This is a genomic window from Aliiruegeria haliotis, from assembly GCF_003003255.1.
Lineage (GTDB): Bacteria > Pseudomonadota > Alphaproteobacteria > Rhodobacterales > Rhodobacteraceae > Tropicimonas > Tropicimonas haliotis.
Window position 1 is genome coordinate 1 of sequence record NZ_PVTD01000017.1, and the last position, 22,487, is coordinate 22,487.

General features: G+C 58.8%; 20 protein-coding genes. 8 read left to right on the plus strand and 12 right to left on the minus strand.

Annotated features, from left to right (window positions below; translation table 11 throughout):
• The 11 genes from CLV78_RS23730 to CLV78_RS22345 form a co-directional block, all read right to left on the minus strand.
• Nucleotides 1–418, minus strand: a 418-nt coding sequence (locus tag CLV78_RS23730; protein WP_146136762.1) for a hypothetical protein, incomplete at its 3' end; no start/stop codon positions are given.
• A 181-nt stretch (nucleotides 419–599) separates the two neighbouring features.
• Nucleotides 600–1,481: a glucose-1-phosphate thymidylyltransferase RfbA gene (gene rfbA / locus CLV78_RS22300; RefSeq protein ID WP_106208180.1), complete on the minus strand. Its 882-nt coding sequence runs from the start codon at nucleotides 1,479–1,481 to the stop codon at nucleotides 600–602.
• 115 nt (nucleotides 1,482–1,596) lie between these two features.
• Nucleotides 1,597–2,076, minus strand: a complete 480-nt coding sequence (locus CLV78_RS22305; RefSeq protein ID WP_158263639.1) for a glycosyltransferase — start codon at nucleotides 2,074–2,076, stop codon at nucleotides 1,597–1,599.
• Nucleotides 2,073–2,576: a glycosyltransferase family protein gene (locus tag CLV78_RS22310; protein ID WP_106208184.1), complete on the minus strand. Its 504-nt coding sequence runs from the start codon at nucleotides 2,574–2,576 to the stop codon at nucleotides 2,073–2,075. Before CLV78_RS22310 ends, CLV78_RS22305 begins: the two co-directional genes overlap by 4 nt.
• 147 nt (nucleotides 2,577–2,723) lie before the next feature.
• The gene (locus tag CLV78_RS25015) at nucleotides 2,724–3,485 is read right to left on the minus strand and encodes a metallophosphoesterase (protein WP_106208186.1); all 762 of its coding nucleotides are present in this window, start codon (nucleotides 3,483–3,485) and stop codon (nucleotides 2,724–2,726) included.
• Entirely contained in the window at nucleotides 3,482–4,135 is a 654-nt protein-coding gene (locus CLV78_RS22320) for a rhomboid family intramembrane serine protease (RefSeq protein WP_106208188.1), read from the minus strand. Before CLV78_RS22320 ends, CLV78_RS25015 begins: the two co-directional genes overlap by 4 nt.
• Nucleotides 4,136–4,190: 55 nt before the next feature.
• On the minus strand, nucleotides 4,191–5,780 hold the full coding sequence (gene xrtD, locus CLV78_RS22325) for a VPLPA-CTERM-specific exosortase XrtD (protein WP_106208190.1): 1,590 nt from the start codon (nucleotides 5,778–5,780) through the stop codon (nucleotides 4,191–4,193).
• Nucleotides 5,781–5,822: 42 nt separating this feature from the next.
• Complete coding sequence (locus tag CLV78_RS22330) at nucleotides 5,823–7,154, minus strand: hypothetical protein (protein ID WP_106208192.1); 1,332 nt, start codon at nucleotides 7,152–7,154, stop codon at nucleotides 5,823–5,825.
• A gap of 66 nt (nucleotides 7,155–7,220) precedes the next feature.
• Nucleotides 7,221–7,826 carry a polysaccharide biosynthesis/export family protein gene (locus CLV78_RS22335; protein WP_106208194.1) on the minus strand — a complete coding sequence of 202 codons (606 nt, stop codon included), beginning with the start codon at nucleotides 7,824–7,826 and terminating at the stop codon, nucleotides 7,221–7,223.
• Nucleotides 7,827–7,967: 141 nt separating this feature from the next.
• On the minus strand, nucleotides 7,968–10,403 hold the full coding sequence (locus tag CLV78_RS22340; RefSeq protein ID WP_106208196.1) for a tetratricopeptide repeat protein: 2,436 nt from the start codon (nucleotides 10,401–10,403) through the stop codon (nucleotides 7,968–7,970).
• Nucleotides 10,404–10,496: 93 nt separating this feature from the next.
• Complete coding sequence (locus CLV78_RS22345; RefSeq protein WP_245925252.1) at nucleotides 10,497–11,183, minus strand: sugar transferase; 687 nt, start codon at nucleotides 11,181–11,183, stop codon at nucleotides 10,497–10,499.
• Nucleotides 11,184–11,541: 358 nt separating this feature from the next.
• Here CLV78_RS22345 and CLV78_RS22350 point away from each other — a divergent pair, with 358 nt between their 5' ends.
• From CLV78_RS22350 to CLV78_RS22385, 8 genes are all read left to right on the plus strand, one after another.
• Nucleotides 11,542–12,396: an ExeA family protein gene (locus CLV78_RS22350; protein ID WP_245925253.1), complete on the plus strand. Its 855-nt coding sequence runs from the start codon at nucleotides 11,542–11,544 to the stop codon at nucleotides 12,394–12,396.
• On the plus strand, nucleotides 12,393–13,916 hold the full coding sequence (locus tag CLV78_RS22355; RefSeq protein WP_106208200.1) for a GumC family protein: 1,524 nt from the start codon (nucleotides 12,393–12,395) through the stop codon (nucleotides 13,914–13,916). The genes CLV78_RS22350 and CLV78_RS22355 overlap by 4 nt, the downstream gene beginning before the upstream one ends.
• A 36-nt stretch (nucleotides 13,917–13,952) precedes the next feature.
• Nucleotides 13,953–14,780, plus strand: a complete 828-nt coding sequence (locus tag CLV78_RS22360) for a CpsD/CapB family tyrosine-protein kinase (RefSeq protein WP_106208202.1) — start codon at nucleotides 13,953–13,955, stop codon at nucleotides 14,778–14,780.
• An 83-nt stretch (nucleotides 14,781–14,863) separates the two neighbouring features.
• A complete protein-coding gene (locus CLV78_RS22365; protein ID WP_106208204.1) occupies nucleotides 14,864–15,673 on the plus strand; it encodes an OmpA/MotB family protein in 810 nt (269 codons plus the stop codon).
• A gap of 100 nt (nucleotides 15,674–15,773) precedes the next feature.
• Complete coding sequence (locus tag CLV78_RS22370; protein ID WP_106208206.1) at nucleotides 15,774–17,117, plus strand: flagellar hook protein FlgE; 1,344 nt, start codon at nucleotides 15,774–15,776, stop codon at nucleotides 17,115–17,117.
• Nucleotides 17,118–17,144: 27 nt separating this feature from the next.
• A complete protein-coding gene (flgK, locus tag CLV78_RS22375) occupies nucleotides 17,145–18,602 on the plus strand; it encodes a flagellar hook-associated protein FlgK (RefSeq protein WP_106208208.1) in 1,458 nt (485 codons plus the stop codon).
• 2 nt (nucleotides 18,603–18,604) lie between these two features.
• Nucleotides 18,605–19,609: a hypothetical protein gene (locus CLV78_RS22380; RefSeq protein ID WP_106208210.1), complete on the plus strand. Its 1,005-nt coding sequence runs from the start codon at nucleotides 18,605–18,607 to the stop codon at nucleotides 19,607–19,609.
• The gene (locus CLV78_RS22385; RefSeq protein WP_106208212.1) at nucleotides 19,609–20,712 is read left to right on the plus strand and encodes a flagellar basal body P-ring protein FlgI; all 1,104 of its coding nucleotides are present in this window, start codon (nucleotides 19,609–19,611) and stop codon (nucleotides 20,710–20,712) included. Before CLV78_RS22380 ends, CLV78_RS22385 begins: the two co-directional genes overlap by 1 nt.
• A 45-nt stretch (nucleotides 20,713–20,757) precedes the next feature.
• On the opposite strand, the gene CLV78_RS22390 is transcribed toward CLV78_RS22385, so the two are convergent.
• A complete protein-coding gene (locus tag CLV78_RS22390; RefSeq protein WP_106208214.1) occupies nucleotides 20,758–22,455 on the minus strand; it encodes an acyl-CoA dehydrogenase family protein in 1,698 nt (565 codons plus the stop codon).
• Nucleotides 22,456–22,487: the final 32 nt, after the last annotated feature.

Below are 22,487 nucleotides of genomic sequence, written 5' to 3' on the forward strand. Positions count from 1 at the left end.
TGACAACATCGATCTTGAACGCTCCCGTCGAACCAAAAACCTCAAAACTCTCCCAATTCCCTTCAGAATTCCGACGCTCAAGCTGTACAAAACCATCCTGCGGATCCACGTCCAGCGTCCCGGACTTGGCCCAGTGAGGGAATGCATCGGTTACAAGCGCGGTCGACTGCCAATCGCTCATCAGATTCTCCTTTGTTTGCTCTCGTTGATCCCGGCAGGCAGTAGAACCGCCGGGTAGGGGCAAGGCGAGCCGTCCGAAACAGAAGATATCTCCCGAAAGTGGAAGAACACCTGTGCCGCAGGGCTTCGCAAAAACATGCAAAACGGAAAATCCGACAAAAAACTCAAAGAAATGCAGCCGAACCAAACTCCCCGTTAATGAAAACGAAACCACCAAGGAAACCTTATCGTAGATCATTGAAAGCAAATGGCTGCAGCCAGGTCGTCTGCAAGTTCCCACTCCAAGAACGACGTGCCTTCCATTTTGGAAGCACATAGCAGACACAGTGTTCGGAAAGGTTGAGACCCTCAGATGTCAGGATCTGTTCTAGTGCCGATAGCGCACCAGTTCGGGGAACCGTCGATCTATCGGTAAAAAGCTATTGAAAGGTTTTGGAATCGAGAAGGCCACGCAAGTAGTCACCATAAAATGTCTTGCTGAAGAACGCCGCACGATCAAGGAGTTGTTGGTTTGATATCCAGCCCTTCCGCCATGCAATTTCCTCCAGAGAACCCATCTGCAGCCCCTGCCGCTCCGTCAGGGTCCGGACGAAGTTCCCCGCATCCAATAGCGACCCGTGCGTTCCGGTGTCGAGCCAGGCAAAGCCCCGACCCATCAGTTTGACGTCGAGTTGACCGCCCTGAAGGTAGATCTCAAGTAGAGAGGCGATCTCCAGTTCACCCCTCCCTGAGGGACGGAGCGACTTGGCTCGCTCTGGCGCCAGTGCATCGAGAAAGTACAAACCGGTGACCGCATATTTTGAAGGTGCGGTTTCGGGCTTTTCCACGATCCCTGTGACGATGCCATCAGAGAAACTCACGACCCCATATCGCTCCGGATCGGACACTTGATATGCGAAGATCGTGCCGCCCTCCGACTTTTGATCCGCATCGGCAAGATTCTCAGGAAGTCCATGGCCAAAAAAGATATTGTCGCCGAGGATCAGCGCGGAAGGGCTGCCATCAAGAAACGACTCCGCAAGTATAAACGCTTGCGCAAGTCCGTCCGGCGTTGGTTGCTCGATCCAGGTCAGTTCCAGTCCAAACTGGCTGCCATCGCCCAGCAGGCGTTGAAATTGCGGCTGGTCGATGGGGGTCGTGATGATCGCTATCTCTCGAATACCCGCCAGCATCAGGACGCTGAGCGGATAGAACACCATGGGTTTGTCGTAAATCGGAAGTAATTGCTTGGAAACGGCCATGGTGATCGGGTAGAGCCGCGTTCCCGATCCGCCGGCGAGGACAATACCTTTTCGTTTCATCGCCTTTTCCTAATCTGGTGCTATGGGCGCAACGGAACTTTCGCCCGGACAGGCCACCCGGTGGCAGCCGCTTGCACTCAGGATACCTGAATGATGCATGAGGCTTCGCGGCAACCTACCGCCCTCCGGAGTCGATAAACGACTCGATGCGGTGCAGCAATGTTGCATAGGATGGATTGAGAGACGCGGTTGCGCCTTCCAATGATGGGCAATGAACCAGTTTTTCCAGGTCATCTTCGTCCCAGGCGATGTGTATGCCAGGCAAGGCCTCGAAGTGTTGTGCGGTTGCAACCTGATGGTCGTTTCGGTGCTCGCCGTTGGAGTGTCGGCGGGGGAAGATGATCAGAGGTTTGCCGATTTTTTTTGCCGTCAGGATGGTACCTATGCCGGCGTGGCCGACGACCACTCGCGACCGCTCAAACGTTCCTTCGTATTCGGAGGGCGGAATCGTCTCGAGCGTTTCCATGAACTTGTAGCCCTGACGCTGGGGACCAGTTTGCGCGAGAACGGGCTCCTTGGTTCGCGCCGCGATGCCATCCATTGCGGTCAGCAGCCGCGGAAACGGAAGTTGCATTCCGATCGTGACCAAGATCACAGAACGGCTCCTGCGAATTCCGCGTCGCTGAGTTCGGCGACGTCTTCCCATTGGGTCAGCCAGAGGTCGGCCACGCGGCGTGCCTGTTTGCCGGACATGGACATTTCCTTCGCGTTGGCGACAGAGTCGACCCAGATTGTTCGTGCGCCCCAGAAGCGCCCCGCAGCGAGCGCCATGACCCCAGGGAGCGCACCTGTCGAGATCACGATGGCCGGCCGGACCCGACGGACAAGCCGAACGATCGCAAACGCTGTGGTTGCGGCTTCCAGTTTCCTGTTGCGGTTGCAGTCTGGGATAAGCGTCGCGGGCTCTGCACCAAATTCCTCCGCAAGACCCGGAAGCGTTGTCGCGAAGTGAATGTCATGATGAGCGAATGCGGGGCGCAGCATCATCAGTTGCTGCCAGTGCCCACCTGCGGAGGCGATAGCGAGCACTTTTTTTGTCTGCCGTCCAGATGAGGCTTCGCCCGATGCCTGCGGCGCAGCTTTGGTATCCGTCATGATGTGCAGTGCCGTTCCTGGGCCGTCCCGCTCTTGCCCTTGTCTGGTTCTTTTTTTGGTCGCGATGCTACGCCGACGAGTAGACGTACCAGAACGGTTAGCATGGCTTGGATTACCTCTGCCATAGTGTTTTGAAGCAAGTGTCGACTAGCCGGAAATAAACCGCACTTCTCCCCGGTCTATACATGCCGCAGTCAGTCGGTTTGTCCTCCAGGCACCGGTGTCGAGGGCTATATACCCGGCCTCTGCCGATGGTTCGGGGACGACCGTGTGACCGTGCACCACCCACGCCCCATCCCACCGCGCGCGAGGTTGCCGAGGGGGGCGTGCCCACAAGAGTGTACCTTCCTCCTGCTGTTCCATGGGGAGGTCCGGGTCTGTCAGCGCATGGACGGTCACCACGTTGCCGGACTGCCACCACAAAGGGAGCTTGCCGAGCCAATCAAGGAGGTCGTCGCCGGCCTCGATACGGATTCGGTCCGCGATTTCGCTCAGTCTGGCATTGGTGGATTTTGCCGTGACGTGCCCGACCCCAAAGCTCTCCACTGTTTCCTGCCCCCCAATAGTCAACCACCGGCCCGTTGCGACACTGGGCATGTGCATGAAGTCGAGCAACATACGGTCATGATTTCCAAGCAGGCAGTGCACATTTGCCGGGCCCTGTTGTTGCTGAAAGTGCATCAACCGACGCAGCACAGCATGGCTTTCAGGACCGCGATCAACGTAGTCGCCCAGGAACACGATGTCGGCGCTGCGATTGCCCCGGTCATCTTCGATGGCTGCAAGCACCCCGTCGAGAAGATCCAGGCGACCGTGAATGTCACCGACGGCGTATAGCCTGCGGTCCGGCTCAGGTGGCTGTATCCCTGCGTCGGTTGATTTTGCGAGAAGGCGTCGTATCCAGCTCATCGAATGCGGCTCGTTCGTTTCTGAATGACTGCGGTCAGCCAACCGGCGGCAAACCCGCCAAGATGTGTTTCCCAGGCGACCCGACCGGCGAAAGCGATGAAGAGGATCACGTTCATCAGGATCAGGACGATCAGGATCCGGCGTGTGGCCCGTATCGAAGACCGGGTGTTGGGGCGCGACAGCCAGATCCAGGCGACAATGGCGCCTGCGAGTCCGAACAGCCCGCCCGATGCGCCGACCATCGGAGTGCTCGCATCCCCCAGCGCTGCGTAGAACGCCCCGCCAAGAACGACGGAAAGTGCGTAGATCGCGAAGAAACCGGTGGGTCCTGCACGATCCTGCACCGTCATTCCGAGGGAGGCCAGGGTGATCATGTTGAATACGAGATGAACCACGCCACCGTGCAGGAAACTGTAGGTCGCGAACATCAGCCATGGCTGGCTTGGGTAGTTCGCATGCCAGTTGTGCAGAAGACCGGGCCAGAAGGCACCGTATTCATAGGCGATGGCGCGCAAGCGCGTCCCGCCAAAGACCCCGAGGTCACCGAGGAGGAGAATTGCCTCGATGACGCTGCACAGCAGGATGAGCAGCAAGACAATCGGGTAGGTCCGCGGGAAGGACAACGACGATGAAAGGGTCGGTCGCAACATTGGCAATTGAATGACCCCTCTCCCCGAACGATGCAAGCAAAGAGCGTCGGCAGGCCTATTCGGGTACGAAGCGCGGCAATTTCAGAAGGGCCTGGCTCATGAAGTCCTGCAACCGTTTGTCGGCTGCTTCCTCGGTTTCGTCTGGTGCAATTCGGGTTATGAAACGCACCAGCGCACCATCGGTGCGGCCGGTGGTCAGGCTGTCGACGACGACGCTGGCCTTGGCGGCGAAGTCATTGGTCATGCGCTTTCCACGCTGCTCGAACCAGTAATACACCAGCTGTCGGTTCAGGCCTTTCTCGATCACCGCCCGGTTCAGGGTGAAGGTTCCGTACGGAGTGTCGGGAAACGAGACCTCCCTCGGCGCAATCCCGAACACTTCCCATCCGCCCGTTGGCAGGCAAACCTCGGGGGAGTGGATCCCGAAGCCTTCGGTCTGGCTTTCGTAGTAGGCGACGAACATGCCGACGGTTTCGCGCGTTCCGGCCTTTGCGAAGGTCGCATTGACGTAGTCGTCAGCGGCGAGAATGGCCTCGATGTCCGGCGTCAGTTGCGCCCGAATGCCCGACCAGTTTTCGATACGGTTTGGAAAGACGGCAAACCCATCGCGATCCACCAGAGTTGCTTCGCCCGGTTGGATACTGGTCCAGGCGAGGCTGGCACCGGCCGTCAGAAGACAGGCCGCAATCAGCGCTTTGAACGTCCGGATCGAGAAGATCCTCATGAGAATCCCGCCGAACCCCTCGAAGTCGAGATCGATTGCATCGGCAAGTGGCAGGGGGGCGGGGGTCAGTCGTTGAAGGCAGATGGCAAGCAGGAACAGGATGCCCACGCACAACAGGAAGATTACCCAGCCTTCGAAGAAGTGTATGAACCCCTCAGCCTGCTGGATCCCGTAGCTGTTCACCAGCACGCCGACGATCCCGATGCGGACGGAGTTCATGAAGACGGTGAGTGGCGCGGCCGAGAGGAGCAGGACTGCCTTGTGCCAGAACGGGCCACGGTAGAGGATCGAGAACAGGTAGGAGAAGCTCAATATCGGGAACAGGTAGCGCAACCCGGAGCAGGCTTCGGCAACCTGCAGCTTGTACACGCCCAGGTCGATGACATTGCCTTCCAGATAGACTGGAACACCCGCCGTGCGAACGAACCAGACGCCCAGTTCGGAGGAAACGCCCTGAAGGAAGATCGTCAGTTTCCAGTACAGGAATTGTGGCAGCGGCAGCATGAAGATCAGGTGAAAGACCGGCAACTGGTGGCGAATTCCGCGCTTCCAGCCGAAGAAGGTCAGGACGACGCCGCTGACCCAGAAGATGAAGGCATAGGTCACGATATCCGGGATGCGCGCCAGATTTCCCAGTACCGCAAGGAACAAGGCGGCGGCCAGCACCAACAGCCCGGGGCCGCGGTCGTTGATATCCTTGGGCAATGGCTCGCTGAGGCGCATCTCCCGAAGGAAGAGGTACAGCGAGATCAGGGGAATGAGCGGGCCGTGGCTGTATTCCGGCGTCGACCAGGCGTTCGCGAGGGACACGAAGCCGATCCAGAAAATCGGAACCGACGCGAGCAGCAGACCGGCGAACCAGAGAAAGCCGGTTGAAAACGTTCCGGATGTGTCCGCCGAAGATGCGGTTGGGCTCGTCATGCTCAGAGAATCCTCGGCCTGTCCCGTTTTTGTCCTGGCCCACTACGGGCGGAAGGTGAAGTTCCGGTCAAGGGTGGCAAAGAACACGTTCTCGGCAATCAATTCGTCTACCCGATCGAACGCGTAGTTATGTGTGTAGCCTGCGCGGATCCGCCAATCTTCGTTGATCTCCCTGTAGAGGCTTGCCGAGAAATCCGCCCTTTCCCGGTTCTCGCCGCCATCATCCAGCGGATCCGAGGAATAGAGACCGAGAGACAGCTCCATTCCGGTCAGTTGCGTGAGTTCCTGCGCGTAGTTGACGTTCAACCGGCTGTCGACCGTATCCTCGTCGTCATCGTTCGTGCGGACCGCGCTTCTGAACACAACTTGCAATGCCGACGTCTTGTAGTCGCGGGTCCAGTCTATGCTCCCGACCGGAGTTACGGTTCCGGAAGACGTCCGCGTGGCGCCGATCGTCAGGTCGACACTGCCGTGGATGAGGTCCAGTGCGCGTCCGAAGGACAGGTCGGTCTGAACGCCCGTGCTCTCCAGGCGGCTGCGGAGGCGTGTGCGGAGATTGCCGTTCTTCATGTCCTGGGTCAGGCGCAGATCGAGCGTGGGTTCGTGTCTTTCGGTGGTCACACGTTCGCTGCCGACGGTCTGTGTCAACGCGTTGGATTCGTACCGGGCCGCGCCATAGAAAGCGAGGCGCGGATTGAGTTCCACGTTTATGCCCAAGCCAACACCTTTGCGAATTTCGTCGGACTTCAGATCCTCGATATCGTCCCGGTCATAGTAGTCCAGAACACCGAACAGTTGCGCAGTCCGCGTGGCGGCCAACTCAAGTCGACCATTGAAAAGAAGCGTGTCGCGATCAGTGAGGTCCGGGTCTGTCGTGTCCTGGTAGCGGGTTTGCCGGAACTGCAGCGTAGCCTCCGAAGTCGTCGGCGTTCCGTTGCCTCCGGCCAGTGTCGCCGCAAACCGAAGGTCGCGTCGCGTTCCCTGGTCTACAATCAGGTCCCGGCCTGTCTGAGGTTGGAACTTCCGGTCAAAACGGTTCTCGCTTTGCCGGTAGCTCAACTCTGTTTCGAGGTTTGCGTTATACCCCTGCCGGTCATAGCTCACCTGGAAGAACGGGTTGAGGAAGCCTCCGTTTTCACCGTCGTCCTCGCCGTATTCGCCAAGCTCCAGCGTCGTCCCTGCCTCTGCGGAAAACTGCTCGCTACGGGTTTCCGACGCGTATCCGAGCGTTGCATCGGTCCGCCACAGGTAGGTGTTCCCGGTCGGGTTCTCCAACGCGTCGTAGTTGTCCGAGAAGTAGTAGCCGGTGCTCAGGTCGAAGAACCCCTCCGTTGCACTCTCGGTTGTGGTCTGAGCGCTCGCGAAAGTGGCCAAGCACCCTGCGATCGCGCCGAGGCAAGCCTTCTGCCCCAGGAACTCTCTACGACCTGTGCGCATACATCACTCGAACAAGCGCCGTTCCGGGACAAGCACGACATCGCCCTCGATCAGGCGAGGATCGGCGTTTATCTGGGCGCCCTGGGCGATCGCCTTGTAGTTGATCTTGTATAGTTTCTGACGGCCGGAGGCCTTATCCTGCCTACGAAGCTGCAGGCGTTTCTTGGCCGCGTATTTCGTGAAACCACCGCTCTGAGACAGCAACTGGAGCAGCGTCGTTCCGCCGAGCACGGTCTTGGGGCCGGGGTCGTTCACCTCGCCAACGAGATAGACCACGAAGGTGTCGTCGCTCAACTCGACGGGTTTTTCCGGTGCCAGGCCCACAACCGAGACAAAGACCGTCGGTTTGACTGCGAAGTTGCTGGCGATACTTGAGGCAATGGTCTGTTCCACCTGGTCGGTGGTTCGCCCACCAGCCTTGACGGATCCAGCCATGGGGAAGCTGAAGCGGCCATCAGGCAATACCAGTGCGTTGCGGTTGAGCGATGAATCCTCGAGAATCTCGATCGCCAGGGTGTCTCCGGACTGGATCTGGTAGGAACCCTGTGCCGCAGCTGCGCACAGGCTTATGAAAAGCGCAATCGCACCCAGCGCCAATCTCGCAATCATTCTGCCGTCCTCACGTTTCTTGTTTGTTTTGGCACGGTCAGTAGCCGCACCTTTGCCTGTTGCCCAATTTTGGACAAACTATAGCAGGTGGCGGCGGCAGGGGAAGCGCGGCACCGTCGTCAAGGTGTACAGCAGTTGGAATTATTGGGACTGTAGCATTTTGACCTTTTCCCGGGCGTCGTCGAACGCCGGGCGCGGATCATCGCGGGCCACGTCCAGCGTCTTCTGGAACTGTTCGAGCGCCTTGGCGTTTTGTTCGAGCGCCATGTAGGTCAGCGCAAGGTGATACTGAACCAGCGGGTCCTCGGGCAGCCCTTTGGCCGCGGGCTCCAGATGCCGCAATGCGTCGTCGAACTCTCCACGCCGGTAGGCGATCCAGCCGTAGGTGTCCTGATAGGGCGGCAGGTCGGTCTCCCGAAGCCGGCGTGCAATCCGATAGGCCCGCTCGAGGCTTTCATCATCCTGTCGGACCGTGCTCAGCAGGCTGGCGAGATTGTTGGCAACCAGCACGCTACCTGTGTTGCGCTCGTAGAGGGTCTCGTAGATGTCTATCGCGGCGTCGAATTCGCGGTTGCGCTCATGTATCGTGGCCTGCGCCCAGAGCAGTTGCGGGCTGCCCGGGACTGCGGTCAGCCCGTCCGCGACAGCCTGTTCGGCCTCTTCGCTTCGACCCGTCATGTTGAGGATTCGGACCAGTTCCATCCAGGCCCTGTCAAACCCGGGGTTTTCTGCCAGCAGGTCGCGGTACGTCGTCTCGGCCGCGGAGAAATCGCCGCCGGCAACATCGACTGCGGCCGAAAGGTAGCGAAGGGTCGGGTCGTTGGGAGCCTGGGAGAGCAGATCGTCGACATGCTCGCGCGCCGCGTCCGTGTTTCCCTGTGCGATGTGTGACCGCAGGATCTCGACAGACGTGCCCAGCTGACCGCCTTGCTCCTCGGCAAGGCCTTCAAGGAAAGCAATTGCGGCATCGCCCTGTTGACGGACCCTGAGAATGGCCAGACGGATCTGGTCGGCGGTTGCCTTGCTCCCCGGAGTGTCCAGATCTCTCAGAGTATTTTCCACCTGTTCCGCGCGCGGCCAGTCTTCCATACGGACATAGAGCATCCCGAGTTCGGCCAGTAGTTCAGGGTGGTTGGGGGCGAGGCGGAGGGAGTCGATCAACACTGTCTCAGCCGGGATGAAGCGGCTGTTTGCGATCAGGTGGCGTGCCTGCGCAAGAGATTCCGCCGGCGCATTGTTCGATGCGGCCGTGGCGAGTGAGAGTGTCTCCGCCGCAAGGTCGCGGTCTCCATTCCTCAGATGCGCCTGGGCCATCAGGCTGAGGACGGGGACGTTGTCCGGATCCTGGTCGAGGGCGGTGCGAAGGTCGAGAATTGCCTGGTCGGCCCGGTCGGAACGAATGAGCCATTCGGCACGCATCCGAAGCGCATCGACCATCGTGGGATCGTTTTCCAGCACACCTTCAATCTGCGAGCGCGCACCGACCTCATTGCCGGTCTTGAGCAGCATTTCGGCGAGGGCAACCTTGATGCGATTGGTCTGCTCACCGTCTTCAGCCCCTGTCAGTACGTTTTCGACCTCGGCAATCGCTTCGTCTGTCTGGCCATTCTCGAACTTGATCGTGGCGGTCAGCGTCCTGAAATAGTCGTCGTTGGTCCCTTCTTCGACGAAGCTCTCGGCCTGCTTCAGCGCGGCGTCGGAGCCCTTCGTGGCCGCCAGATAGAGAACGAGGGCAGTGCGGTTCTCGTCGTTTGCGACGTCATGCACGATTCGCCCACGGAGGAAATCCTCCGCTTTCTGGGTCTGGCCTTCGGAGGAGTACAGGCGGACCAGCGCGGTCGACAGGCTTGCCTCGTCGGGAAACTGCTCGATCATCTGGAGCAGGGCCTGTTCCATGCCGTCGCGGTCTCCGGCCCGACCGAGTGCCTGGAGGCGGAGCTGGTGGAACTGCCTGTTGGTTGGAATGAGCGCAAGGGCTTCATTGATTTCGACCAGCGCCGCCTCGTTCTCTCCGTCCAGCAGCAGATTGTCGATGATAATGGCGCGATTGACCTCGTTGTCGGGTATCTCGGCCTTCAGGGCCGCGGCCTCCTCGGCGACCGCGCGTCGCGCGTCGGCATCCTGCGCCTGAACCGCTGCACGGTATTTTAGCACCAGGCGCAGGGCGTCGACCTCGGGGCCGGTCGCGCCGAGGTCGTCCAGTTCTGCTACCTTGTCTTCTACCAGAACCCATTCGTTGAAATTGATTGCGATCTCGGCGATTGCGACATGGGACGAGATGTCGTCGGGATACTGCTCGACCAGCAAGCGGTAGTGGGAGATTGCCTCAACCGGGTCGTCAATCTCGCGGAGGTGGTCGGCGTATAATGTCCGCGCCTCCCTGTGTTTCCCATTCAGCTTGAACACGTTGCGGAGCTCGACATAGGCGCGTTCGACGTCGCCTTGTTCCATGAGTTCCAAGGCGTTCTGGAAATGCTCTTCTGCGCGGTCCTCGGCACTGTCGCAGGCCGCAAGAGTAACCGTCGCGCAAAGCAAAATTGCCGCATTGCGCAACCGACGCACGCTCTTGAAGTTCATTCTCGATCTCCCTCTTTCAGTTCCCTCTACCACAGCTGGAAGGCAATTCCAGTGGGGCGGAACGTCGAGAGAGGAGGCGGGGGAACACTGCTGTCAGTACCCGGTTGCCCGGATCACCACAGTTACTGTCCGAAGCAGAATGCCAATGTCGGCACCAAGCGACAGGGTTTCACTGTAGCGCGTGTCATAAGTCGCGCGGCTGGCGAACTCGGCCTCGTTGCGGGCCGAGATTTGCCATGGGCCAGTCAGACCGGGGCGAACGTCGTAGTAGGCGGATCCGGGGTAGAGAGGCATCTGACTCTCCATCATCGGGCGCGGACCGACGAGGGACATATCACCAACGAGGACATTCCAGAGTTGCGGAAGCTCGTCGAGGGATGTCTTGCGCAGAAAGCGTCCGACCCATGTGACCCTCGGATCGTGGCGCAGTTTCTGCGTCCGCTCCCATTCCCGTGCGGCTGCGGGATCCAGATCAAGATGTGCCTCAAGCCGCGCTTCGGCGTCGGGTACCATCGTTCTGAGTTTCAGCATGCGGAACACTTTCCCGTCCTTTCCGATCCGCTTTTGGACAAAGACAGGATTGGCACGATCCAGGGCGATGCACGCGGCCAGCACGGTCACCACGGGGAGTACAAGCGGGAGCGCCAGCAACACCAGGGCAAGATCGATCAGCCGTTTTCCGCACTGGCGGTAGAGGCTGTTCGGAACACTGTCGATGGAGGCACCAATGGAGGACGCTATCTGGACGTCCGTTGCGGGGAATTTGGCCTGGAGGGTCACTTGGTCCTGCCGCCTCATGTGTTGCGCGCGCGGGGGTTCCGTCGGCTTGTTTCCTGGACCGGCACGCTTAGGAGTGGCCGATACCGCTTAAGGTTTGATTAAGGCTGTCACGGGTTTGTGGCGGGATTGAGGGATGCGCCGGGCAATATGTTGCAGTGTTGCCTTTCCCTCGGTGGGCTGGCCATTGCTCCCCTTGTCTACGACACGTAAACCGCCAATGATGCAGCCGGCGGCGACGACGGTCTGCCGGAACGAATAGGCCGGGGCGTTGCTGTCGGGATCAGATGATCCCCGGCGATCTGCGGTCGGCGAAGAGCAGGAGGCAGAAAGTGCCAAGGTTCACATCGGGTCGGACATCGTGACTGCCAGCGACATGTATCTCGATTTCTTCGGCCTTACAGAAAGGCCTTTCAGCCTGGTACCGGATCCGGATTTCCTGTTCTGGTCGGACCGGCACAGGGCGGCTTTCGCGATTCTGGAATACGGAATCGTGACCCGGTCCCCGATCACCGTGCTGACGGGGGAGATCGGCGTGGGCAAGACCACGCTCCTGCAGCACATGCTGCATGTGATCGAGGAAAACACGACCGTTGGCCTGATATCGAATGCGCAGGGTGGGCGTGGCGAGCTGGCGCGCTGGGTACTCAATGCGCTGTCAGTCAAGGTCGAACGGGGCGCCGACTATGTAGACATGTATCAGGCCCTTCAGGATCACCTCGTCGATGAGTACACCGAGGGGCGCCGCGTGGCATTGGTCATCGACGAAGCCCAGAACCTGTCGGTCGAGGCGCTGGAAGAACTGCGCCTGATGACCAACATCAACTCGGGCAAGGACGAGTTGCTGCAACTGATCCTTGTAGGGCAGCCGGAGTTGCGTAGCCGCATCATGCGGCCGGAGCTCCAGCAATTCGCCCAGCGAGTGGTTGCGGCCTATCACCTTGGCGCCCTGAGCGCGGAAGCGACGGCAGATTACATCTGTCACCGCATTCGCCATGCCGGTGGCAATGATGTTGTGTTCAAGCCGGAAGCCCTGGTCGAGATCCACCGCCACACGGGCGGTATACCGCGGCTGATCAACAAGCTCGCGGAGTTCTGCCTTGTCTACGGTGCGTTGAGCGAGGAGTCCCCGATCAGTGCAGAAACGGTTCGGCAGGTTGTTGGCGACGGCGTCTTCATTACCGGGTTCGGCGCCGGCGAAAGGGTTGCTGAATGAACAAGGGTCTGGGGCATTTCGTCGACGCATTCATGCGTCGATTGCCACTGTTTTTTGTGGTCGCGGGGGGCATCACCGCGATGATGCTGTTTCTGGCCATCTACTTGCCGACCCAATACCAGGCGCGTTCGATGCTGCTCGTTGAGTCTGCGCAGATCCCGGGCGACCTTGCGGCTTCAACCGTACAGCTCGACCCGAACGAGCAACTTGAGATCATGCAGCAGCGGCTGATGACGCGAAAGAACCTGATCGGGATTGCACGGGAGTTCGAAGTCTACGAGGACATCACGGATATGACCCCCGACGCGATCGTCGAACAGATGCGAAAGGACGCACGGTTCAAGGCAACCAGCGGGCGCGATCGTGCGACCTTGCTGGAGATCAGGTTCCTCGCCCGGTCAGCGCCGATCTCGGCAGAGGTGGTGAATGAGTTCGTCACCCGGATCCTGTCCGAGAGCGCCCGGACCAGAATGCGGATGGCCGAAGGAACGCAGGATTTCTTCGAGCAGGAGGTCGAGCGGCTTCAAGGCGAGATTGATCGGCAAAGTAAGCTCATTCAGGAGTTTCAGACCAGCAATGTCGACGCCCTGCCAGATAGTCTTGGCTACCGGCTGCAACGGCAATCGAGCCTGGAGGAACGGCTCGCGTCGATCTCGCGCAACATATCTCTGCTGGAGGAGCAACGCGAACGTGTCCTCGCAGTGTACGAGCGCACCGGCACCGTTGGTGGCGACAGCCTGCAATTGTCTCCGGAGCAGCGGGAACTTCGCCAACTGGAGGAAAGCCTTCGGGCCGCTCTCAGCGTCTATTCCGAAGAAAACCCGCGCGTGAAGATCTTGCAATCGCAGGTCGCGGCCCTCCGCGCGCAACTCGGCGCCGCAAGTGACGAAGATGGCGAGGCTGAAGGCGACGCGATCCTTGAGTTGCAACTGACGGAGATCGACTCGCAGGTTGCCTATCTCAAGGAACAATATGTGCTTGGCGAGGCGGAGTTGAAGAAACTCCAGGACACAATCAGCCGCACCCCCAACAACACCGTTGAATTGAATGCGCTCGAACGGGACTACAAGATCCTTCAGGACCAGCACAACAGAGCGCTGGATCGCCTGTCGGCCGCCGTCACCGGCGAACGGATCGAGTTGCTTTCGAAAGGTGAGCGCATCACGGTGATCGAACAGGCCACTGCGCCGACCGAACCGCACAGCCCAAATCGACCGCTGATAGCTGGCGGTGGCCTGGCGCTTGGAATTGCCGCTGGCATTGGGTTGATCATTCTTCTGGAAGTGCTGGACAAGTCGGTTCGCTACCCCCGCGACCTTACGAGTGCGCTGGGAATCACTCCCCTGGCCACCGTGCCTTACATCACAACCCGTGGAGAGAGGGTTTCCGGTGGGCTGCGCCGGCTGATCATCTTGCTGCTCGTTGTCGCCGGGGTTCCGGCAATCCTGTATTATGTTCACTATGCCTATCTTCCGCTCGATCTGCTCGGTGAACGATTGCTGGACAAGCTTGATGTTTGATCCGGTGATAGGTGTCCTGCCCGTGGAGTATTCTTGATGGAAAAACTACAGGCCGCGTTGGCGAAGGCCCGCGAGAAAAGAGAAAGCCTGGGCGTAGATACGACGCGCGGAGTAAAGTCACACCGGGCATCTACCGACCATGAGATCGCCGATCGTTGGAGTTCGATCCGGCGTATCGACGTGAGTGAGCGCAAGAAGGAACGTGGGCGGCTTGTATCATTGAACAGCAACAAGGATGCCGCGGCCTTTGACGTTCTCAGGACCAAGGTGCTCAAGATCACTGCGGCCAATGGGTGGCGACGTATTGCCGTCACCTCTCCGGCCCCCGGTTCGGGCAAGACGACAACATCGATCAACCTTGCAGTGTCGCTCTCCCGCCAGCCGGATCTCCGGATCATGCTGATGGACCTGGACATGCGCCGTCCGGCGTTGGCGAAGGCACTGGGGCAACGGGAACAGCACAGCGTGGAGGATTTCCTCAATGGTCGCGCCGACTTTCCCGACATTGCCCGCCGCCTGTCCAGCAACCTAATCCTGGCGATGAACCACAAGCCATATCGCGAAGCATCGGACTTGTTTCTGCGCGAGCAAACGGCTCAGGCGCTTGATCGGGTCGAAGCCGACTACCAGCCGGACTACATGGTCTTCGACATGCCGCCGATGCTGGTGAATGACGACACGGCAGCCTTTCTAGGGAATGTCGACTGTGTCCTGATGATCGCCGAAGCCGGTGTGACGACAATAGATCAGATTGATGCGTGCGAGCGTGAGTTGGCCAGTCAGACAAATGTCCTTGGTGTCGTTCTGAACAAATGCCGCCCGGGGCGGGGCAGCAATGGCTACTATTATGACTATGGATACTAGGCACGTCCTCATCACGCCGGTGTAAAGGATCCCTTCATACGCCACTGATACGACTGGAGACGGGTGTATAGCGAGGTGGTGAAATGAGCGTTGGGTCCAACGCGCCAGTCATCATCAAGCGGAAGAAGGTCGTCTCGGGCGACGGGCATCATGGTGGTGCCTGGAAGGTCGCCTATGCGGATTTCGTAACGGCAATGATGGCCTTCTTCATGCTGATGTGGCTGCTGAACGCGACAACGGAAAAGCAAAGGAAGGGGATTGCTGACTATTTCAGTCCCACCATTCCCATAAACCGGGTTTCCGGTGGCGGAGATGGCAGTTTCGGAGGCGATAGCGTCTTCACCGAAGACACGTTGGCGCAAAACGGGATCGGTGCAACGAGTCTGCGGGCTGCGCCGCAGAAGGCAGGTTCGGTCGGCTTCAAGGATGGCGACAAGCTCCGCGAACTCGAACAGATCCTGCTCGGCTCGGGGGGCGAAGTGCTGGCGTCGGAAAACGCGCTGCGCCATTTCGTGACCCGTGTGACCGACGAGGGGTTGGTCGTGGAGCTGTTCGCGCTTGAGGGGGAGCCATTGTTCGTCCCTGGCTCCGACACCCCGACCGTTCTGCTCATCGAACTGGTGTCGGTTGTTGCGAGGGTCTTTGCATTGGCGACGAATTCCGTCGCGATAGAGGGGCACAGCCGTTCTCACGCCGTGGTTCTCAAGCAGAACCCGGTTTGGGACAGATCCGTTGAACGGGCGGAAATCGTTCGGGAAATGATGATCGAAACGCTTACTCCGGAGCGGATTGACCGGATCGTCGGGCACGCCGATCGGAAGCCCGCAGTCTCCAACCCGATGGCGATGAGGAATGATCGTCTGGAAGTTGTTCTTTTGCGGTCCGATGTCTAGCGGGAAGCAAATCCGGAAAATTTTATATGTTAGTGGGGCCTTAAGTCGGCTGTCCCCATAGTGCTGCCAATTCGAGGTCGCAGCACAGAAAGGCGCCCCCATGACCATTTCCTCCTCGTTGAACGCAGGAGTCGCTGGCCTTGCAGCCAATGCGACTCAGCTGGCGACGATTTCGGACAACATCGCCAACTCCTCCACCTACGGGTACAAAAGGGCGGAGGCGGACTTTCATTCCATGGTGATCGACGGTGGCAGCGGGTCATATTCCGCGGGTGGTGTACGTGTAACCACAAACCGATTGATCGATCAGAGCGGTGCTTTGGTCACGACATCCAACTCCACGGACCTTGCAGTGAGGGGCGACGGTTTCCTTCCGGTAACGACGGAATCGGATGTCGGAACCGAGAATGGTGAGGAAGCAATGTACCTCACCACGACAGGGTCCTTTCGGACCGATGAGGACGGTATCCTGAAGACAGAAAGTGGTCTCGTATTGATGGGCTGGCCGGCCGAGGCTGATGGTACCGTGCCTGACTTCCCGCGCGACACTTCCGATGGCCTGGAACCGGTCCAGATCAATGTGAACCAGTTTGCGGGCGAACCGACGGAGAACATATCGCTCGGGGTGAATCTGCCCGCAACAGAGACCGAATATGGTGGCGCAGGTGCCCCGCTTACACTTCCAATCGAATACTATGACAATCTGGGGACGTCCCAGTCATTGACGATTACCTTTACTCCCAATGTCTCGGCGACAGTGGGCGACGCAACCAATGCCTGGAGCATGTCGATCGCGGATTCCGCAACGCCGGGAGAGGTCATTGCTGCCTATGATCTCACTTTTGCGGAGGACCGCGATTATGGTGGAACGCTGGAAAGCGCGACCCGCGATGCCGCCACCGAGACGATCGACGACCTCGATGCAACAAAGGCATCCAGCTACGACTCGACGACTGGCATCCTGACCGTCTTCGTCGATGGCGGGCCAATCGATATCGACATTGGCGCGCAGTATGACTCCGCCGGCATGACGCAGCTTTCCGACAGCTTTGCGCCCACCTCGATTTCCAAGGATGGCTCGCCGGTTGGCAACATGACGTCCGTGGAAGTGGATGCCAACGGCTATGTTATCGCGAATTTCGACATCGGGATCTCGCGGGTCGTCTACCAGATTCCGCTTGTATCCATGTCCAATCCGAACGGTTTGACTGCACTGGACAATCAGACCTACCAGATCTCTGACGAGAGCGGCAGCTTCTACCTCTGGGACGCTGGTGATGGCGCGACGGGCGACATCGTGAGCTATGCATTGGAAGAGTCGTCGGTCGATGTGGCAAACGAGCTGACCAATCTCATTCAAACTCAGAGGGCATACTCGTCGAATGCAAAAGTCATTCAGACCGTCGATGAGATGCTTCAGGAAACCACCAATATCAAGCGATGACATGGTGACTGATGTGAGGACCAGGCAGTGACCCTGACCAGCTCGCTCTCGATTGCAATGTCCGGGCTAACCGCCGCGTCACGGGCCGCGGAGGTTGTTTCGGCCAATGTCGCAAATGCGATGACGCCGGGCTATGCCCGCCGTGAAATCGCTCTTTCGTCGCAATCCGTGGGAGATGTCGGGGCCGGCGTGCAGGTCGACGGTGTCACACGGATTGTCAATGAACGTGCCCTTGCCGATCAACGGAATGCGAGGGCCAGCCTTTCCAACAACTCTGCGCTGGCCGATGCATGGTTGGCGGTGGAAAAATCGGTGGGTTTGCCGACAGAGCCAGGCTCTCTCGCCGATCACCTTAACGCGCTCGAAGCCTCGCTCATTCAGGCAGCAAGCCGGCCTGATGAGGTCTCCCGATTGGACGAGGTTGCCTTGAAAGCGGTGGGTCTGACAGACAAGATCAACGCGATATCAGACGATTTTCAACAGATGCGAATGGATGCGGACGCGGACATCGCCATGATGGTGGAAAGTTTGAACGCAAAGCTCTCACAAGTTGAAACCTTGAATTGGCAGATCTTCCGCGCCGGGAATAGCGGACAAGACGCTTCCGGCCTTCAGGATCAACGCCAAACCCTTGTTGGGGAGATTGCCGAGTTCGTACCAGTGACGCAGGTCCCGCGCGATGGCGGCCAGATCGCACTGTTCACACCCGGAGGTGCGGTGCTCCTCGATGGGCCAGCCGCAGAATTCGAATTCTCCGCGAGCTCGATGATCACCGCTGAGATGTCCCTCGGGGGTGGCACGCTTTCCGGATTGGTACTGAACGGGCATAGCCTGGCTGTGGGCAGCGCGTATGACCCAATCGCGGGTGGAACACTCGCAGCGGCATTCAGCATACGTGATGAGATAGCCACGGAGCCCCAATCAAGCCTTGATGCGTTCGCGAGAGATCTGATCGAGCGGTTTCAGGACAGTGGATTGGACCCTACCCTGAGTACGGGATCGGCCGGAGTGTTCACTGATGGGGGGGTCCGTTTCACCGGTCCGGACGACACCGGGCTGTCTTCAGATATTTCGGTGAACGATCTCGTGCACCCTGAGGCGATAGCAGAGAATTGGCGCTTGCGCAGCGGGCTGGCCTCGGTTTCCGCGGGCGAAGTCGGGGATGCGACGCTCTTGACGGCAATGGCCGAGCGTCTTGGTGAGGCATCCGTCGTCTCGTCTGGTCCCTCAATGGGATTATCCAGGTCGACATTCTCACTGGCATCCGACTTTCTGTCGATAGTTTCAACCAAGTCCCAACTCGCCATCGATCAGCAAGCATTCGACGCCTCGAGGTTGCAAGTGCTTGAATATGAAGCCTCGCAAGATGGTGTCGACACCGACGATGAAATGCAGAAACTCCTGTTGGTCGAGCAAAGCTACGCTGCAAATGCACGCGTTATCCAGACGCTCGACGAACTGATGCAGCAAATATTGCAGATCTGATCATGGCAATTCTATCCATAGGCGATTTGGCGAGCAGCAACTGGCTGCGAAATCAGAATTCGAGGTTGAAGGCGGAGTCGAATACTCTGGTTCAGGAACTCTCGACCGGGCAAACGTCTTCCGTGAGTTCAACTGTTGGCGGAAACTTCCGGGAGTTGGCAGCATTTGAGCATTCCCTGTCACGTCTGGATGCTCTTGCGAATGCAGTCGATGAAACCGCGGGGTTCGCAAATGCAACGCAATCAGCTCTCGCAACACTTCAGGCCTCAATCCATCCGTGGTCGGTCGAGTTGGCCAATGCTGCTAACACAGGAAGTCCGGCACTGGTCGCTGCCATGTCAAGCGAGGCGAATAGTCAGTTCGAGGCGGCGGTCAGCCGGTTGAACACAACATACGCCGGGAGGGGAGTATTCACTGGCGCCGATACCGATGTCTCTGCATTGTCAAACGCCGGAGCGATCCTGGATTCTCTAGAGGCCGCCGTGGCAGCCGAAACATCCGCATCCGGAGTGCGAGATGTCTTTGATGCCTGGTTTGCGATCGGAGGAGGTTTCGACACGATTGCGTACACAGGATCCACGAACCCTGTATCGCCAATGGTAGTTGGGAACTCTCAACTGCTAGACCTGTCTGTCTCTGCAAACGATCCAGAGATTAAAGATCTTCTCAAAGGGATTGCTATGGTCGCGCTGTTGGATCGAGGCATCTTGGCTGGACAGCCATCAGCTCAGGAAGCGCTGATTGGAATGGCCGGAGATGCTCTGCTGACCGCAAACGATGAACTGATCGTCACCATGGCAAATGTGGGGCAGGCGCAGGAGACCATTGAAGAGAGCAAAGTAGAGATGGCGTCGGAAATGGCCTCGCTGGAGTTGGCAAGGTCCAGCATCCTGTCAATCGATCCGTTTGACAGTGCAACCCAGTTGCAAGAGGTCCAGAACCAATTGGAGACTCTGTTCGCTGTGACCGCCCGTGTGTCGCAACTGAGCTTGGTGGATTTCCTTTGATGCGGTCACTGACTAGGCTAGTGCTTTTAGGTTTGATCCTGGCAACCCAAGCCGTCTCGGGACCGGTACGCATCAAGGATTTAGTGGAATTTGACGGTGTTCGGGGAAACGATCTGGTGGGCTACGGATTGGTGGTCGGCTTGAACGGGACCGGCGATGGCATCAGGAACGCACCTTTCACCGAAGAGATAATGTCGAACATGCTCGAAAGGTTGGGGGTCAACGTTACAGGTGAGCAGTTTCGGCCAAAGAACGTTGCCGCGGTATTCGTGACAGCGACGCTGCCTCCGTTCTCTCGGTCTGGTGGCAGAATTGACGTGACCGTGTCAGCAATCGGCGACGCCAAGAGTTTGCTCGGGGGAACACTGGTGATGACTCCCCTCACTGCGGCCGACGGACAGATCTATGCTGTTGGGCAGGGAACAGTTATTGCCGGCGGGGCGCAGGCTGAGGGTGATGCTGCAAGTGTGGTAACCGGTGTTCCGACAGCCGGCACCATTCCGGCTGGCGCACGTGTGGAGCGAGAGATCGACTTCGATTTCGGGTCATTGGACAGGCTACGCCTGGCTCTCCGAAACCCCGATTTCACAACGGCTGGCAGGATCGAAACAGCGATCAATTCAGCTTTTGGGCGAACTGTTGCGCGCATGCTGGATTCGGGAACTGTCGAGTTCGACGTCTTGGCGACGAGGCTTGGCTCGCCTGCTCGGGCTGTTGGTCGAATAGAGAACATACGGGTCGAGCCTGAGCGAAAAGCTCGGGTCGTCGTGGATCAAAGATCCGGAACCATTGTAATGGGCGATGACGTGCGGATTTCCAAGGTGGCTGTTTCCCAAGGAAACCTGACTCTTCGTATCGAAGAAACACCAATGGCGGTCCAACCCAACCCGTTCGCGCCGGGAGAAACTGTTGTTCTTCCCCGCACGACGGCTCAGATCGAGGAGGAACCGGGCATTGGGCTTGCCGAGGTTGACGGTGGCACGTCACTTGCCGAGGTCGTGGCGGGGCTGAATGCTTTGGGCGTGGCGCCAAGGGATTTGATTGACATACTCAAGAGCATAAAAGCTGCTGGTGCCTTGCACGCTGAGTTTATTGTGAATTGATTGGATCGCAATCAAAGGTGTTTCCCCGTCCGAGCGCGTATCAAGTCAGCCGAGAAGTCTGCGGGCGATAACTTGAGCCTGGATCTCTGCGGCGCCTTCGAAAATGTTGAGAATTCGGGCGTCGCACAGAACCCGGCTGATCGCGTATTCCTGAGCAAATCCATTGCCTCCATGGATCTGAAGGCCATTGTCGGCAGCAGCCCAGGCCACTCGTGCCCCAAGGAGTTTTGCCATGCCGGCCTCGAGGTCGCAGCGGTGATCGTGATCTTTCTCCCAGGCGGCGAAGTAGGTCAGCTGACGCGCAACCATGATCTCTACGGCCATCATGGCGAGCTTTCCAGAGACGCGCGGGAAAGCGATCAATGCCTTTCCAAACTGCTTGCGATCCAGTGAGTACTGCATAGCGATGTCGAGAGCCGATTGCGCGACCCCGATCGCCCTTGCCGCTGTCTGAATGCGCGCGGCTTCGAAGGTTTGCATGAGTTGCTTGAATCCCTGACCTTCGACACCGCCCAGAAGGTTTTCGCCCTTCACGCAGAACCCGTCGAAACCCAGTTCATACTCTTTCATGCCACGATAACCGAGAACCTCGATCTCGCCGCCCGTCATACCTTCGGTTGGGAACGGTTCTTCATCCGTACCCGGCGTCTTTGCCGCCAGGAACATTGAGAGGCCCCGATGGTCCGAGGTTTCGGGATCCGTACGTGCGAGCAGAGTCATCATATGGGTTCGCGCGGCATGCGTGATCCACGTCTTGTTGCCCGTTACGATGTAGTCACCCTTGTCGTCCTGCACTGCGCGGGTCCGCAAACTGCCAAGATCGGAGCCAGTGTTTGGCTCTGTGAATACGGCCGTGGGCAGGATCTCGGCGCTGGCGATCTTCGGGAGCCACTGGGATTTCTGCTCCTCGGTTCCACCACAGAGGATCAACTCGGCGGCTATCTCGGAGCGCGTGCCGAGTGAGCCGACGCCGATGTATCCGCGGGAAAGCTCCTCGGAAACCACGACCATCGATGCCTTGGACAGCCCGAAACCACCGAACTCCTCCGGTATCGTCAACCCGAAGACACCCATCTCCGCCAGCTCTTCGATGACCTCCATGGGAATGAGTTCATCCCTGAGATGCCATTCCTGCGCATAGGGCTCCACCCGTTCCACCGCATAGCGGCGGAACTGTTCGCGGATCATCTCCAACTCGTCCTCCAGACCCGTCGCGCCAAAGGTGACATTTGCGGCCTGTTCCTGCATGAGCTCGACGAGCCTTGTGCGGGCGCGCTGGCTGTTTCCGTTTTGGCAGAGCGCTGAAATCTCGGGGGTTGCGAAGGTCGCAAGGTCTTCCATAGCGTCCAGGCCCATGTCCCGGACGCGAATGATCTCGCCCTGGCTCATCGGGATTCCACCCTGGATCTGCAACAGATACTCTCCGAACGCGATCTGGTGGAGCAATTGCTCGATCTCACCGAATTTACCCTGCGCCTCCAGTCTTTCCGCCCAGGCCTGCATCTGCCGCAAGGACTGCGCATAGGTCGCGAGCCACGCCAACGCATGTGCTGCCGTCTGGTTTTCCTCGAGCAAGGCGCCGGAGACCCGACCGCCCTCCAGAACACGGGCACGCACGGTGTCGATTGCCTTGGACAGCAACGCATCAACCGGGGCGATTGACGCCTTGGTGAGCGACAGCAGCTCGTCGAGAAGCGGGGCCTCGACCTCTTTCATGGGCAGGTCCTGTCCATCATGCGGCATGTCCCGAATCCTCCAATTGCAGTTGCGAACCG